The organism is Paraburkholderia kirstenboschensis (genome assembly GCF_904848585.1).
GTDB classification, from domain to species: domain Bacteria; phylum Pseudomonadota; class Gammaproteobacteria; order Burkholderiales; family Burkholderiaceae; genus Paraburkholderia; species Paraburkholderia kirstenboschensis.
This window is the reverse complement of record NZ_CAJHCR010000005.1, coordinates 333,741-349,043: the sequence shown is the minus strand read 5'-3', so window position 1 is coordinate 349,043 and position 15,303 is coordinate 333,741. Positions and strand designations below refer to the sequence as shown.

General features: G+C 63.4%; 15 protein-coding genes. 12 read left to right on the top strand and 3 right to left on the bottom strand.

What is annotated here, in order from left to right:
• Nucleotides 1-191: 191 nt before the first annotated feature.
• From JMY24_RS16920 to JMY24_RS16880, 9 genes are all read left to right on the top strand, one after another.
• Nucleotides 192-896: a FadR/GntR family transcriptional regulator gene (locus tag JMY24_RS16920; RefSeq protein WP_020066540.1), complete on the top strand. Its 705-nt coding sequence runs from the start codon at nucleotides 192-194 to the stop codon at nucleotides 894-896.
• A gap of 95 nt (nucleotides 897-991) precedes the next feature.
• Entirely contained in the window at nucleotides 992-1,882 is an 891-nt protein-coding gene (gene ltnD, locus JMY24_RS16915; RefSeq protein ID WP_128584324.1) for an L-threonate dehydrogenase, read from the top strand.
• A 13-nt stretch (nucleotides 1,883-1,895) separates the two neighbouring features.
• Nucleotides 1,896-3,206: a 3-oxo-tetronate kinase gene (gene otnK / locus JMY24_RS16910; RefSeq protein WP_128597540.1), complete on the top strand. Its 1,311-nt coding sequence runs from the start codon at nucleotides 1,896-1,898 to the stop codon at nucleotides 3,204-3,206.
• Nucleotides 3,203-3,865 carry a 3-oxo-tetronate 4-phosphate decarboxylase gene (otnC, locus tag JMY24_RS16905; RefSeq protein ID WP_128597539.1) on the top strand — a complete coding sequence of 221 codons (663 nt, stop codon included), beginning with the start codon at nucleotides 3,203-3,205 and terminating at the stop codon, nucleotides 3,863-3,865. Before otnK ends, otnC begins: the two co-directional genes overlap by 4 nt.
• A 65-nt stretch (nucleotides 3,866-3,930) precedes the next feature.
• Nucleotides 3,931-5,265 (top strand): MFS transporter, encoded by a 1,335-nt coding sequence (locus JMY24_RS16900; protein WP_128584326.1) that lies wholly within the window; start codon nucleotides 3,931-3,933, stop codon nucleotides 5,263-5,265.
• A gap of 77 nt (nucleotides 5,266-5,342) precedes the next feature.
• A complete protein-coding gene (gene otnI, locus JMY24_RS16895) occupies nucleotides 5,343-6,128 on the top strand; it encodes a 2-oxo-tetronate isomerase (protein ID WP_128584327.1) in 786 nt (261 codons plus the stop codon).
• A 27-nt stretch (nucleotides 6,129-6,155) separates the two neighbouring features.
• Nucleotides 6,156-7,136, top strand: coding sequence for a D-erythronate dehydrogenase (gene denD / locus JMY24_RS16890; RefSeq protein WP_201702485.1), 981 nt, complete (start codon nucleotides 6,156-6,158; stop codon nucleotides 7,134-7,136).
• Between the two features lie 364 nt (nucleotides 7,137-7,500).
• Nucleotides 7,501-8,703 carry a 3-oxoadipyl-CoA thiolase gene (gene pcaF / locus JMY24_RS16885; protein ID WP_128597538.1) on the top strand — a complete coding sequence of 401 codons (1,203 nt, stop codon included), beginning with the start codon at nucleotides 7,501-7,503 and terminating at the stop codon, nucleotides 8,701-8,703.
• 246 nt (nucleotides 8,704-8,949) lie between these two features.
• Nucleotides 8,950-9,546 carry a hypothetical protein gene (locus tag JMY24_RS16880; RefSeq protein ID WP_128597537.1) on the top strand — a complete coding sequence of 199 codons (597 nt, stop codon included), beginning with the start codon at nucleotides 8,950-8,952 and terminating at the stop codon, nucleotides 9,544-9,546.
• 136 nt (nucleotides 9,547-9,682) lie between these two features.
• On the opposite strand, the gene JMY24_RS16875 is transcribed toward JMY24_RS16880, so the two are convergent.
• Nucleotides 9,683-10,060 carry a DUF2917 domain-containing protein gene (locus JMY24_RS16875; protein ID WP_128597536.1) on the bottom strand — a complete coding sequence of 126 codons (378 nt, stop codon included), beginning with the start codon at nucleotides 10,058-10,060 and terminating at the stop codon, nucleotides 9,683-9,685.
• A 505-nt stretch (nucleotides 10,061-10,565) separates the two neighbouring features.
• On the opposite strand from JMY24_RS16875, the gene JMY24_RS16870 reads away from it, so the two are divergent.
• Together JMY24_RS16870 and JMY24_RS16865 are read left to right on the top strand one after the other, a co-directional pair.
• Nucleotides 10,566-11,636: a hypothetical protein gene (locus JMY24_RS16870; RefSeq protein ID WP_201702484.1), complete on the top strand. Its 1,071-nt coding sequence runs from the start codon at nucleotides 10,566-10,568 to the stop codon at nucleotides 11,634-11,636.
• A 101-nt stretch (nucleotides 11,637-11,737) separates the two neighbouring features.
• A complete protein-coding gene (locus JMY24_RS16865) occupies nucleotides 11,738-12,076 on the top strand; it encodes a hypothetical protein (RefSeq protein ID WP_236597423.1) in 339 nt (112 codons plus the stop codon).
• Between the two features lie 24 nt (nucleotides 12,077-12,100).
• Here JMY24_RS16865 and JMY24_RS16860 read toward each other — a convergent pair whose 3' ends face one another.
• Both JMY24_RS16860 and JMY24_RS16855 read right to left on the bottom strand, forming a co-directional pair.
• Nucleotides 12,101-13,321, bottom strand: coding sequence for a sensor histidine kinase (locus JMY24_RS16860; protein WP_201702483.1), 1,221 nt, complete (start codon nucleotides 13,319-13,321; stop codon nucleotides 12,101-12,103).
• A gap of 102 nt (nucleotides 13,322-13,423) precedes the next feature.
• Nucleotides 13,424-14,320 (bottom strand): LysR family transcriptional regulator, encoded by an 897-nt coding sequence (locus tag JMY24_RS16855; RefSeq protein ID WP_201702482.1) that lies wholly within the window; start codon nucleotides 14,318-14,320, stop codon nucleotides 13,424-13,426.
• Between the two features lie 104 nt (nucleotides 14,321-14,424).
• Here JMY24_RS16855 and JMY24_RS16850 point away from each other — a divergent pair, with 104 nt between their 5' ends.
• The gene (locus JMY24_RS16850) at nucleotides 14,425-15,300 is read left to right on the top strand and encodes an aldo/keto reductase family oxidoreductase (RefSeq protein WP_128597523.1); all 876 of its coding nucleotides are present in this window, start codon (nucleotides 14,425-14,427) and stop codon (nucleotides 15,298-15,300) included.
• Nucleotides 15,301-15,303 lie beyond the last annotated feature (3 nt).

The window sequence follows — 15,303 nt, the reverse complement described above, 5'->3', positions numbered from 1 at the left end:
CGTTCGGAAGGCTCGGGTACCGTTCACGGCAACTGGATCGTCGCGACGGTGCGCAAAGGCGTGACGATAGCTTAAGCCTTCTGTTTCGCCAACATCACGGGCGCGCCGACAAAAAACCCAGGGTTTGCGTGGATGCAGCCCGCATCGAAAATTTGTATGATGACCCGATGACATGACAATCGAGAGATTCGATGTTCGACAAGATTCCAGCCCGCGCATTGAGCGACACCGTCGCGCAGCAGCTTCTCAAGCAGATCGACAAGGGCACCTTCGCACGCGGCGGCAAGCTGCCGACCGAGGCAGTGCTCGCGCAGCAGTTCGGCGTGAGCCGCACGGTGATCCGCGAGGCGATTTCGCGGCTGAAGAACGAAGGCGTGGTGGAGCCGCGCCAGGGCAGCGGCGTGTTCATCGCGGCGCACGGCGCGATCCGGCCGCTGCGTATCGACTACGCGGAAGCGGTCGAGCCGGGCTCGGTCGTGCAGATTCTCGCGTTGCGGCGGGCGATTGAAGCGGAAGTCGCATCCGAGGCCGCGATGCGTCGCACCGACGCCGACATGATGTCCATCGACGCCGCCCTGGCGAAGATCGACGAAGCCGTCGCCGAAGGCGAGGACGGCGTGACCGAAGACGTCGCGTTTCATCGCGCGATTGCGGGAGCAACCGGCAATCCGTATTTCCTCAAGACGTTGACGTTTCTGAACCAGTATCTCGAAGCCGGCACGGTTGTTACGCGTCGCAACGAGGCACTGCGCGAGGACTTCTCGCGTCAGGTGCGCGAAGAGCACGCGGCCATTGCAGCCGCGATTCGTGCCGGCGATCCCATGGCCGCGCGCAACGCGGCGCAAACCCACATGTACAACGCGGCAAGGCGGCTCGCGGAAGCGGGCATTCGCTGATGCCGAGCCATGCTGGCGAGTGTCGCGAGTACGGCGTACGCGGCGCACCCGGCGCAATCCGCACAAGCGCATAACAGATTCCATAGAGGTGCAGCATGTCCAGAAATGTCGGTGTCATCGGTCTTGGCGCAATGGGTTTGGGCGTCGCGCGTTCGCTGCTGCGTGCGGGCTTGCGGGTCCACGCGTGCGATCTGCGCAGCGAAGTCCTGCAGGCGTTCGTGAACGAAGGCGGCGTGGGTTGCGCGTCGCCCGCCGAACTCGGTGCCCAATGTGACGTGGTGATCACGCTGGTCGTGAATGCCGCGCAAACTGAGGCGGTACTGTTCGGCGAACAAGGCGCAGTCGCGGCGATGAAGCCGGGCGGCGTCGTGATTGCGAGCGCGACTGTCGCGCCCGACTTCGCAATCGAACTTGGCAAGCGCATCGAGGCAGCAGGTTTGCAGATGCTCGATGCGCCAGTCTCGGGCGGGGCGGCGCGCGCCGCATCGGGCGAGATGACGATGATGACGTCCGGCCCCGCCGCCGCATACGCGGCCTGCGAAGACGTGCTCGCCGCGATGGCGGGCAAGGTTTATCGCTTGGGCTCCGCACATGGCGCGGGATCGAAAGTCAAGATCATCAACCAGTTGCTGGCCGGCGTGCATATCGCCGTGGCGGCGGAGGCGATGGCGCTAGGCTTGCGCGAAGGCGTCGATCCGGACGCGCTATACGACGTAATCACGCACAGCGCCGGCAATTCGTGGATGTTCGAGAACCGCGTACCGCACATACTCAACGGCGATTACACGCCGCTGTCGGCCGTCGATATTTTCGTCAAGGATCTCGGCCTCGTGCTCGATACCGCGCGCCGTTCGAAATTTCCACTGCCGTTATCGGCGGCGGCTCATCAAATGTTCATGATGGCGTCCACGGCCGGTCACGGCGGCGAGGACGACTCCGCGGTCATCAAGATTTTCCCCGGCATCGACGTGCCGGCGGCAAAGTAATCAGGAGCGCGTCATGACGGCTACGACACAACGCGCGCTGCTCGGCTGTATCGCCGACGATTTCACCGGCGCAACCGACCTCGCCAACATGCTGGTGCGCGGCGGCATGCGCACGGTACAAACCATCGGCGTGCCGGAGAAGGAAGAAACGATCGAAGCCGACGCGCTCGTGGTCGCGCTGAAGTCGCGCACGATCCCCGTCGCCGACGCGGTCGCGCAATCGCTTGCCGCCCTCGACTGGTTGCGCGCCCAAGGGTGCCGCCAGTTCGTTTTCAAATACTGCTCGACCTTCGATTCGACCGACGCAGGCAACATCGGGCCGGTGACGGATGCGTTGCTGAACGCGCTATCCGCGCAAGATTCTGCCAGTGCTTTCACGATTGCCTGCCCCGCGTTCCCCGAGAACGGACGCACGATTTTTCGCGGGCATCTCTTTGTCGGCGACACGTTGCTCAACGAGTCGGGCATGGAGAACCATCCTCTCACGCCGATGCGCGACGCCAACCTCGTGCGCGTGTTGCAACGCCAGACGCAATCGAACGTCGGGCTCGTGCGTTACGACGCGGTGGCCCAAGGCGTATCGGCAGTGCGCGAAGCGTTCGACGCATTGCGCAACCAGGGCGTGCGCATGGCGATCGCCGACGCGGTCTCCGACGCCGACCTCTACGTGCTCGGTGAAGCCTGCGCCGATCTCACGCTGATCACGGGCGGCTCGGGCATTGCGTTGGGCTTGCCGGGCAACTTCCGCCGCGCGGGCCTGCTCGATTCACAGGCGGACGCCGCGCAACTGCCGCGCGTCGAAGGATTGTCGGCGGTGCTCGCCGGCAGCGCGTCGAAAGCGACCAATGCGCAAGTCGCCGCGTGGCGCGAAATACGCCCTGCGTTTCGCATTGATCCGCTTGCGGCTGCGCGAGGCGAAGCGGTTGTCGAACAGGCGCTGGCATTCGCGCAGACATATCTCGACAAAGCCGAGCCCATGCTCATCTACGCGACCGCCACGCCCGACGAAGTGAAAGCGGTGCAACGCGAACTCGGCGTGGATCGAGCAGGACATCTGGTCGAATCGACGTTGGCGTCGATTGCCCGCGGCTTGCATGAGCGCGGCGTGCGCAAGTTCGTCGTGGCGGGCGGCGAGACCTCGGGCGCGGTCGTGCAGGCGCTGAGTGTCCGCACGCTGCGCATCGGCGCCCAGATCGATCCCGGCGTGCCGGCGACTGCAACCATGGGCGCGCAACCGCTCGCACTGGCACTGAAATCCGGCAACTTCGGCACCACCGATTTCTTCGAGAAAGCGCTGCGTCATCTGAACGGAGCCGCGCAATGAGCAACGCGCCCGCAGTCCACACCACGAACGAAGCGCACGTACGCGAGGAAATCTGCGTGACTGGAGCGAGTCTTTATCAGCGAGGCTATACGGTAGGCAGCGCCGGCAACATCAGCGCGCGGCTCGATGACGGCTGGCTGATCACGCCGACCGATGCGTGCCTCGGCCGGGTCGATCCGGCCGACATCGCCAAGGTCGACTTCGACGGCAATGCGGTGTCGGGCGGCAAGCCGTCAAAAACACTCGCGCTGCATCGGGGCATTTATGCGCGCAATGGCGAAGCGCGCGGCATCGTCCATACGCATTCGACGCATCTTGTCGCGCTGACATTAGCCGGCGTGTGGAGCGAGACCGACGTACTGCCGCCGATCACGCCGTACTACGTGATGAAAGTGGGCCACGTACCGCTGATTCGTTACCGCCGGCCCGGCGATCCGCAAGTAGCCGCCCAGATCGCCGCGCTCGCCGATAGCGTTCGCGCGGTGCTGCTCGACCGCCTCGGTCCGGTGGTCTGGGAGCGCTCCGTCGCGCATGCGTCGTATGCACTCGAAGAACTCGAAGAGACCGCGCGTTTGTGGCTCATGACAAATCCGCGTCCTGCGCCGCTCGACGAAGCGTCGCTCGAAGAACTGCGTAGCGTGTTCGGCGCGCGCTGGTAGCAACCGCTCACACGAATCAGATCGCCCAAGGCGACGCGTCACATTCCCCTCTCAGGAGACATTGCATGAGTTCGTATCAGGCCGTATCCAGCCAGCCGATCGCGGCGGCCGTGGGTCACCCCGGTGCCGCGGAAGTCGAGCGCACATACAAGAAAGTGTTCTGGCGCATCGTGCCGTTTCTGATGCTCTGCTACGTGGTCGCGTATCTGGATCGCGTGAACGTGGGCTTCGCAAAGCTGCAAATGTCGCAAGACCTCGCGTTCAGCGAAACGGTATTCGGCCTCGGCGCAGGCGTGTTTTTTATCGGCTACTTCCTGTTTGAACTGCCGAGCAACATTCTGATGCACAAGCTCGGCGCGCGCATCTGGATCGCGCGGATCATGATTACCTGGGGCGTGATGTCAGCGTTATTCGTATTCGTGAAGACGCCGACCCAGTTCTATATCTTGCGCTTTCTGCTTGGGCTTGCCGAAGCGGGTTTTTATCCGGGCGTGATTCTGTATCTGACTTACTGGTTTCCGTCGCATCGGCGCGCAAAGATCATTGCGGTGTTCATGTCTGCCATTCCGGTGTCGGGCATCTTTGGCAATCCGCTGTCCGGCTGGATCATGCAGGCGTTTCATCACAGCTCGGGTCTCCAGGGCTGGCAATGGATGTTCCTGATCGAAGCAATCCCGGCGGTGGCGATCGGTATTGCCACGATCCTTTATCTCGACAACGGAATTGCGAGCGCAAAGTGGCTGAGCGAAAGCGAAAAGCGCCTGCTCAACGATGAAATCGCCGCATCGCAGCCGAAGGAAAAAGCAAACGCTCATTCGCTGCGCGCGGTGTTCCGCGATCCGCGCACGTGGTGGATGTCGCTAATCTACTTCGCGTTCGTCACCGGGCAATACGGCCTGACGTTCTGGATGCCGACGCTCGTCAAATCCACGGGCGTGAGCGGCGCATTCAACATCGGTCTCCTGAGCGCGATTCCGTTTGTCTGCGCGATCGTCGTGATGAATGTGATGGGGCATAGCGCGGACAAGCGCCGTGAGCGCCGCTGGCATCTGATCGTGCCGGCGTTGTTCGGCGCCGTGGGCTTCACGGTCGCGGCTTCGTTCGCGAGCAACACGGTGGTGTCCATCGCGTTTCTGTCGCTCGCCGCTGCCGGCGTGCTGACTTGCGCGCCGCTCTTCTGGTCGCTGCCTACGGCGTTCATGTCTGGCGCGACCGCCGCGGCCGGCATCGCGATCATCAACTCGATCGGTAATCTCGCGGGCTTCGCGAGTCCCTACATGATCGGTTATCTGAAGGATCTCACGCATAGCACGCAGACCGGCATGTATGTGCTGGCCGGCATGCTGGTGATCGGCGCGATTGCTACGTGGTTCACGCCGGCCAAACTGGTCAATCGCTAACAGCCCGCGCGGCGCATACGTTGCTGCTCCAGCTTCGTTTGCCGCGCGCTGAACACAGCTTCAAAGGAGTTGCTGCCATGCCTCGCTTTGCCGCCAATCTGTCGATGATGTACAACGAGCACGCTTTTCTGGATCGTTTCGCCGCCGCGGCAAAAGACGGCTTTAAAGCGGTCGAGTTTCTGTTTCCCTACGATTTTCGCGCTGCGGAAATCAAGGCGCGGCTCGACGCCAACGGTCTGACACAAGCGCTCTTCAACGCGCCTCCGGGCGACTGGGCGAGCGGCGAGCGGGGCATCGCAACGCTGCCCGGACGTGAGGACGAGTTCCGCCGCAGCGTCGACACGGCTCTCGAGTACGCGCGCGTCATCGGCAATCGCAAGCTGCATGTGATGGCAGGCCTGATCGGCGCAGATCAGCCGCGCGAGCGGCATCGCGAGGTGTATCTGCAAAACCTCGCGTATGCCGCGAAGGCTGCGCAAGCCGAGGGCATCATGATTGTGATCGAGCCGATCAATACACGCGACATGCCAGGCTTTTTCCTGAACCGGCAGGACGAGGCGCAAGCTATTTGCGCGGAAGTCGGCGAGCCGAATCTGAAGGTGCAGTTCGACTGTTACCACTGTCAGATCGTGGAAGGCGATCTCGCAGTAAAGCTCAAGCGCGATCAGGCGGGCATCGGTCACATTCAGGTTGCAGGAGTACCCGAGCGACACGAGCCGGATACGGGTGAGATCAACTATCCGTATCTGTTCGACGTAATCGACTCACTCGGCTACGACGGCTACATCGGCTGCGAATACCGGCCGCGGGCCGCGACTTCGGCGGGGCTCGGCTGGCTCAAACCGTATCTGAACGCCGCCTGATCAATATAACGAGGACAGAAGCCAATCATGAAAGTACTAATAACCGGCGGCGCGGGATTTCTCGGCCAACGCCTTGCACGTGAACTGCTCTCGCGCGGTTCGTTGAAAGACGCGCAGGGCGCGCCGCAAGCCATCACCGAACTCATCTTGCTCGACGTCGTGCAAGCGAACGATTTCGGCGACAGCCGCGTGCGCACCGAAGTGGGCGATATCGCGGAGCGCAGTGTGCTCGAGCGTGCGATCGACAGCAACACCGCGGCGATCTTTCACCTTGCCGCGGTGGTGAGCGGTCAGGCGGAAGCAGACTTCGATCTCGGCATGCGCATCAATCTCGACGCGTCGCGCTTGTTGCTCGACGTTTGCCGTCAACGCGGACACCGGCCGCGCGTGGTGTTCACGAGTTCGGTCGCGGTGTACGGCGGCGACTTGCCCGACATCGTGCAGAACGATACCGCGCTTAATCCGCAGTCGTCGTACGGCGCGCAAAAGGCGATCGCCGAATTGCTGCTCAACGACTATTCGCGGCGCGGTTTCGTCGACGGACGCGTGCTGCGGCTGCCCACGATCAGCGTTCGGCCCGGCAAGCCGAATGCGGCGGCGTCGTCGTTTGCGAGCGGCATTATCCGCGAGCCGCTGAACGGCGAAGAGGCTGTGTGCCCCGTCAACGGCTCCACGCGGCTGTGGCTGCTGTCGCCGCGTAAAGCGATCGAGTGCCTGATCGCCGGGCTCGAACTCGACGCCGCCGCGCTTGGCAACCAACGCGTGCTGAATCTGCCGGGCATCTCCGTGAGCGTCGACGAAATGGTGGCGGCGCTGCGCGAAGTGGCTGGCGACGAGGTCGCGAAGCGGATCGTCTGGCAGCCGGACGTGCGCATCGAAAAAATCGTCGGTAGCTGGCCGGGACGTTGGGACACGTCGCGCGCCGAACAACTGGGCCTGCGCGGCGAGCACACGTTCGCCGACGTGATCCGCGCCTATATCGCGGACGAGGGCGTGCAGCTCCGCTAAAAAAAACGTCCGCCAAGCCCCGCGTCGCGGCCTGCAGCGTGGCGGCGGCGCGGGCGCATCAATTGTCAGACACGAGCCTGGCGCGGCGGCCGCCTCTCACGTATTCCCTGATGACGGGCGGTGCGCGCTTGACAGCGTTTCCGCCACGCGCCTATTATCGAGCCTTGTTGTTCGATATATGACCGTATGTTCGCATAAAGAACAAAGCGGCCGGCGGCTCGAACGCATCGTTCACCATCCTGCGCTAAGCTGAATTCACGCGACGGCTGCCCGGCAGCCGCCCGGCCGATGCTCGACGCATCCGCCCGCGCCGCGCATCCATGCTGACGGCGCGGCGCGCGCAGCACATCACTGGAGACATCACATGACCGAAGCATTCCTGTGCGACGCGATTCGCACCCCCATCGGCCGCTATGCGGGCTCGCTGTCGTCGGTTCGCGCGGACGATCTGGGCGCGGTGCCGCTGAAGGCGCTGATGGAGCGCAACAAGAACGTCGACTGGAGTGTCATCGACGACGTGATCTACGGCTGCGCGAACCAGGCTGGCGAAGACAATCGCAACGTGGCGCGCATGTCGCTGCTGCTGGCGGGGCTGCCTAAAGACGTGCCGGGCTCGACCGTGAACCGTCTGTGCGGCTCGGGCATGGACGCGATCGGCATCGCCGCGCGCGCAATCAAGTCCGGCGAGGCCGCGTTGATGGTGGCCGGCGGCGTCGAAAGCATGAGCCGCGCACCGTTCGTCATGGGCAAGGCGACGAGCGCGTTTTCGCGCCAGGCGGATATCTACGACACGACCATCGGCTGGCGTTTCGTCAATCCGTTGATGAAGCAGATGTACGGCGTCGACTCGATGCCCGAGACCGGCGAAAACGTGGCGACCGACTACAACATCAGCCGCGCCGATCAGGATGCCTTCGCACTTCGCAGCCAGCAGAAGGCCGCGCGCGCTCAGAAGGACGGCACGCTCGCGCAGGAAATCGTCGGCGTGACGATCGCGCAGAAGAAGGGCGATCCGGTCACCGTATCGCAAGACGAGCATCCGCGTGAAACGAGCCTGGAGGCGCTCGCGAAACTGAAGGGCGTCGTGCGTCCGGACGGCACCGTGACCGCAGGCAACGCATCGGGCGTCAACGACGGCGCAGCGGCGCTGCTGCTGGCGAACGAAGAGACGGCAAAGCGCTTCGGCCTCACGCCGCGAGCCCGCGTGCTCGGCATCGCGACAGCGGGTGTCGCGCCGCGCGTAATGGGCATGGGCCCAGCGCCCGCCGCGCAAAAGTTGATGGCGCGCCTGAACATGACCATCGATCAGTTCGACCTGATCGAGCTGAACGAGGCGTTTGCTTCGCAAGGTATTGCGGTGCTGCGCACGCTTGGCGTGGCCGACGACGACGCTCGCGTGAACCCGAACGGCGGCGCGATCGCGCTCGGTCATCCGCTCGGCATGAGCGGCGCGCGCCTCGTGACGACCGCGATGTACCAACTGCACCGCACGCAGGGACGCTTTGCACTGTGCACGATGTGTATCGGCGTGGGACAGGGCATCGCAATCGCGATTGAACGCGTGTGATGGATTAGCGCGCATGCGTGTGCATGCAGCGCTTGGTGTTACCGAACAGCCTTTTCGCTACCGCGAAGAGGCTGTTTCTTTTTGCGTCGCGCGTTGGCAAGCGTTGTACCGGATCGCGATTGAAGCTTTTTGTAAGGCATGTACAATCGTTGCGCTACACCTTTAGTCAAGCGTCCTGAATATTTTCCATTCGACATTATGCGAAATGGGCAACATGGCAGGGGCGATTCATCAAGGAGAGCGTAAATGAATGCAGCAACGATAGGAGCAGCATTGACGGCAGCGGTGCTCGCCGCGGCTCAGCCGGCGTGGGCGCAAGACCCGCTGGCGAGTACTGCGCAAGGTGTTGTCAGTGCGGTGGAGCCTGTGCATATGAAGGCCACCATCGTGGGTATCGACCCTGGCAGCCGCTCGCTCACGCTGAAGGGGGCGAACGGCAACGTAGTGATCGTGCTCGTGGGCCAGCAAGTCGCCGGTTTCGAAAAACTGAAGGTGGGCGACCATGTGGATGCGCTCTATAAAAACGCGCTGCTGGTCAAGGCCGAGCGCGTGACGGGCAAAGGCAAGGGCATTCGCGAACGTGTCGATACGCAGGTCTACACACCGGCCTCGGGCGGGTTCGAATCGGCGCGTCAGGTCGAAGTGCTCGCTACCGTGCAAAAGATCGACCGCAAGCGGCGCCTCGTCACGTTGCGCGGCGCGTATCAGACACAAACGCTCGAAGTCGGTCCGCAAGTCGACCTTGCAGACGTGAAGGTGGGCGACACGATTCACGCGGTATTCGTTTCGGCTGCGGCTGTGCAGATTACGCCGCAAGACGCGGCGCAAAACACGGCTCAATGAAGCGTATGTCGTTGCGCGGCGCGATGGCCTTGCGAGCCGTCGCGCCGTTGTTCTTTCAGGCTCGCGCTGCGCATGCAACGAGTTCACGCGACATGCGCGGAGCCTGACAATGCATGTCAACGCATGTCAACGCATGTCAGCGCGGGCTCGGCGGCCCCAGGCTTAAACCGGCGAGCCGTCCGAGCCAGCGCGCGAAGAGGCCGTTCGCGTGCAGCGCGGAGGTCAGCGAAACATGCGCTGTGCGTTCGCCGTCAGTGCTGAGCCATATGCGTTCGCCGCGCTGCAGGCTGAATGTTTGGCCCGGCGCGATCCAGTGATCGTACGGTGAACTGATGCGCGTCAGCCAGAGGCGCGCACCCTTCACGGTAAGCGTGCTGTCCGCCTCGACACGCCATGTCAGCGTCGCGCCTGGCGCAACCGGGAAATGCACCACCACCTTCGGTAGACGCTCGTCCTGATAGTAAGCATAACGATGTGCGTCGTCGTCCATGCACTGCGGGCTTGCCTGATCCATCTTGCTCTCCGTTATCGAGCCGGCCGACGGAGACGCCCACAAAACAAAAGGCCCCTTCCGTTACCAGCGGGGCCTTGGGGTTTTGTTTTGCAGATTCAGACTGCTAACGCAAACATGCTCCCATAGGCCAGCCGATGATGGCTCGCTTCGGGTGGTTAATCGCTACTGCGATGGAGGTGTGCGTCAACATGAACCGAGTGTGCCGTTTTGCCGCACGCGTTGTCAACGGAAATCGGCCGCTATTTTCCGTAGCCACACTGCAGCGTGTCGTCGCTCGGGCAGCCGTGCGGCACGATGCTTTCTCACCGAAGCGAATTGTGTCGGCATATGTCACGGCGTCTGCAAGATGCTCGCGAAGCCTTGCCCAGAAGGCTTCTTTCACGATGAAACAGCGTGACATATCTTGGCTGATGACTGTCGCGGAGCGTCCTCCTATAGTCCGTTCATCGCCACACAGCGCAGCAGCAGTCGCAGCAAGTGGCCTGAATCCCCGAAGGACATACCCGTGAAAACTCATTCGTTCGCAGTCCCGGCCAGCGGCGCTTCATCTGCGGCCGCCACTTCTTCTTCTCCTTCCGCTCGCCGCACACTGCGCAAACTCGCGCTGACTGCGACAACGGCGATGCTCGCACTGGGCAGCGCGTCGGCGTTCGCGTGGTCGCAGCACGGAACCGCTTACACCTCGCGCGGCGTCTATAACGAAGGCCACTACGGCTCGTGCGGCGGCGGCAGCTGCTCGCATGCAGGCGGTGTCATCGGGCCTTATGGCGGCGCCGCGACGAACACCGGCACGGTCACTCGCAATTCGCCCGGACAGTTCTCGAATTCGGGCACCGCGACGGGCCGCTACGGAAACTCGGTGCAGCACGCCGGCGACACCAGCTGTGCGGGCGGCACGTGTTCGCATACGGGCGCGCTCACCGGACCTGATGGCAAGACGGCCACCACCTCCGGCGAAGTGACGAAGACGGGCGCGGGGCAGTACTCGTCGTCGGGATCGGTGACGCGCTCCAACGGCGATACGGTCGATCACTCGGCGTCAACCAGTTGCGCCGGTGCTTCATGCTCGCGTTCGGGAACGGTAACGGGATCGGATGGGGGCACGGTCGAGCATTCCGGCACGGCGACGCGTGTGGCGCCGGGAGTCGTGACGACGTCCACTAGCGTAACCGGCACGCACGGCAATACGGTGACATCGAGCGGAACCGTGGTGAGCACGGGCGTTGTCGCGACGGGCGGCACGACGGTCGTGGTCGCGCCGAAGCCTGTGGTGTACGCGCCGCCGCCCGCGCCGGCTGTCGTAGTAGCGCCGCCGCCCGTGGTTTATGCGCCGCCGCCTGCGCCGGCTGTCGTCGTGACACCGAAGCCCGTGGTTTATGCACCGCCGCCGCCCCCGCCGGCTGTCGTGATTACGCCGAAGCCTGTCGCTTATGTCGCGCCGCCCGTGGTCTATGCGCCGCCGCCGGTTATCTACGTAGCGCCGCGCCGCGTCTATGTTGCGCCGGCGCCGCGCCCGGCGGTTTGGGTGCCGGGTCATTGGGTCGGCAATCTGTATGTGCCGGCGCACTGGGCATGATGAGCGACGCCATGTCATTCAGAATGCGCTTGACTCGAACCAGCCGAGCCAGTCGGCCGAGCCGCTTCAATGCCACCCGAGCAATGCAGCCGCGCGGCGCGATGGGGGACGAACAACGTGTTGCCGTGTCGCGCCGGCGGCGCTTGCGAGCTTCGGATCCAACCACCGTTCGCAAGGCGCGCGTATGGGCGATGATCATCGTGGCGGCCGCACTGGTGATCGCCGTGCAGAGGTTCATGGCAAATCCGGAGTTGCCGCGTGAACTTCCTGAACTCGTTCCGTCGACGGATTGCCCCGCGCGCTACGCCGCCTTGCTCGATCTCGCAGAACTGGCGCGCCGCGACGGCACATCGTCCGAGGTTGTGACGCGCGGTTTGAACAACGGCAGCGGCGCAATGAGCGTATGCCCGCGCATGACCAGCAGCGGAGCGACACGATAACCGGTCGGTTTGCCCCGTCTGCTGTTACGGCTGTTCCGCGAGCGTCAACGGAAAGCGGATCGTGAAGGTGGTGCCCATGCCTTCGCGCGACGCGAAGTCGATGTGCCCGTCGAGCACGCGGCACAGTTCCTTCACGATGGCGAGACCCAAGCCGGTGCCGGGGATTTCCTCGCCTGCGGCGCGTTCGAATTCGGCGAACACCCGCTCGGCATCGGCGGCCGCGATGCCCACGCCGGTGTCCGACACGCGGATCGACCAGTGTTGCGGACCGGCCGTCAGGAAGTACAGCTCGACCTGGCCCGATTTGGTGTACTTGGTCGCATTGGAAAGCAGGTTGACGGCGATCTGCTTGAGCTTCAGACGGTTCGACGTTACGGCAGGCAGCGCCGGATCGAACGCGGCGCGCAGCGTCAGTCCCTTCTCCTCGATGGACGGCCGCGACGACGCCACGAGTTCCTCGTAGAGTTCATGCAGGTCGACCTGTTCGAGCGTAAGCGGCGTGCCGTCGCCGAGGATCACCGAGTACTCGACCATCTGCTCGACAAGCGCCTTCATGTCCGCCGCCTGCCGGTTCGCTAGCTGCAACGCGGTGTCGGCCTTGGCGGGCACACGAGCGATCAGTTGCAGCGCCATCGAAAACGAATTCAGAAAGTTACGCAGATCATGGACGACGCTGCGCGTGATGTACATGCGCGACTCGTACAAGTCGCTGACGAGCCGCTGTTTCAGCGTCAATTCGTGGTTTGCGCGCTCCAGCCGGCCGGTGTATTCGTCGATTTTGCGGTCGCGTTCGCTGACCACTTCCTTGATCGACGTGAGCGTGACCATGCTCAGCGCTTCCGCGACCAGGCGGCGCGCGCGCTTTTCGTGGCGGCGGGTGAGCGTGTTGTCGCGCGTGGCGTACTCGTCGAGCGCATCGGCGAGAACCTGGTGGAACAGATCCAGTTCGCGCACCAGTTCTTCGATGCGGTAGCCCTGGCGCCAGCGCACCATGCCGTGCTTGCGCGCATCGCGTTCGATCTCCGGTTCGAGGCGTTCCAGATCTTCGACCTCGAGCGCCGCGCACAGGCCGTCGAGAATTTCCGGAAGATGATCGGCGAGTTGCTGATACGTAAGCTTGTCGGCTTCCACCAGATCGGCGTCGCCAAAAACCGCATTCATCCATTGCTCGGTCAATCGAACCCGCTCCGCGCGAACGAATTCGGCGAAGTTGCGCAGCGGGCTAACGCGTGTGTCGTTCTTCATGGTGCGGTGGATCAGGTGTTGAGAATGCGCGTGCGCTCCGATGCGGCAGCCCATTATCACAGCAAATCGACCGCGCGATGTCGAATTTGCGGCCCTGTTCACTCAACCATTGCGATCCTTCAAAAAATCGACGAACGCGCGTAAGGGCGCCGGCAAGTGACGGTGGCCGGGATAGTAGAGAAAGGGCCCTGAGAAGCTTTGCCACCACGGTTCGAGAATCGGCTCCAAAGCGCCGCTGTCCAGGTGCGGTCTCAGCATGTCTTCGAACAGGTGAATCACGCCCACACCCGCGACCGCCGCGCTGATCACGAGGTCGAGCGCCGCGCCGGGCCGCACGAGCAACGGTCCCGACGGATTCAGCTGGACCACTTCGCCTTCGTGCTCGAACAGCCACGTCGGCGTCGCGCCGCCGGCAAACTGGACGCGCAGGCAAGCATGCGTAAGGAGGTCGCGCGGATGCTGCGGGCGTCCGCGGAGCTGCAGATACTCCGGCGCGGCGGCGGTCGCGAAGCGTTCCACGCGTGGGCCGATCGGCACGGCGATCATGTCCTGCTCGAGCCGCTCGTCGTAACGGATGCCCGCGTCGCAGCCGATGGAAAGCACGTCGACAAAGCCGTCCTCGACAACCACTTCCACCCGTATGTCCGGATAGGCTTTCAGAAACGGCGCTATCACACCAGGCAGCCCCATGCGCGCGGCGCTCGCCGGCACGTTGAGTTTGAGCGTGCCGCTCGGCCGGTCGCGAAACACGTTGAGCACGTCGAGCGCCGCTTCCATTTCGCTGAAGAGCGGCGTCAGCTTTTCCAGCAGACGCAGGCCCGCTTCGGTCGGCGCGACGCTGCGGGTCGTACGGTTCAGCAGGCGCAGACCGAGCTTCGTTTCAAGGCGGCGCACGGCAATGCTCAGACTCGACGCGGAAACGCCGCTCGTGCGCGCCGCCTCGCGAAAGCCGCCCGCGCGCGCCACTGAGATGAAAGCGGTCAGGTCGTTTAATTCCATGTCACTGTTCACTATATTGAACAACCCGTGCACGTTAGCCCGCTTTATTAAACGATGCAATCCCCGCCATACTGCGCCTCAACCTACTGAGAAAGGAGAGCACCATGCCAAACCTCGATATCACGAATACGTTTTCGCTCGGCGCGCGCCAAGTGCGGCGCATGGGCTACGGCGCCATGCAACTCGCGGGGCCCGGCGTGTTCGGGCCGCCGAAAGACCGCGACGCCGCGATCGCCGTGCTGCGTGAAGCGGTGGCTTGCGGCGTCAATCACATCGACACCAGCGATTTTTACGGCCCGCATATCACCAACAAGCTAATTCGCGAGGCGCTGCATCCGTATGCCGACGATCTCGTGATCGTCACCAAGCTCGGCGCGGTGCGCAGCAGCGATGGCGGTTGGCTGCCGGCGCAGGAGCCGGAGGATCTCGAGCGCGGCGTACACGACAATCTGCGCAACCTCGGGCTCGACACGCTCGAAGTGGTAAACATGCGAATGATGGGCGACGTGCACGCGCCGAGCGAAGGATCGGTAGAAAAGCAGATCACCGCGCTTGCCGAACTTCAACAGCGCGGACTGATCCGCCATATCGGCCTGAGCAACGCGACGCCGACGCAGATTGCCGAAGCACAGCGCATTGCAAAGATCGTCTGCGTGCAGAATCACTACAACCTGGTGCACCGGGCCGACGACGCGCTGATCGACGAACTGGCAGCCAAGGGCATTGCTTATGTGCCGTTCTTTCCGCTGGGCGGCTTTACGCCGATCCAGTCGTCTGCGCTGACCGATATCGCGGGAACGATTGGCGCAACGCCGATGCAAGTGGCGCTCGCATGGCTGCTGCAGCGCGCGCCCAACATCCTGTTGATTCCGGGCACGTCGTCCGTCGGGCATTTGCGCGAGAACCTGCAGGCCGCGCAGATCAAGCTAAGCGACGAAATCCTCGCGAAACTGGATGCAATTGGCCGCGCCAACGGCTAACCG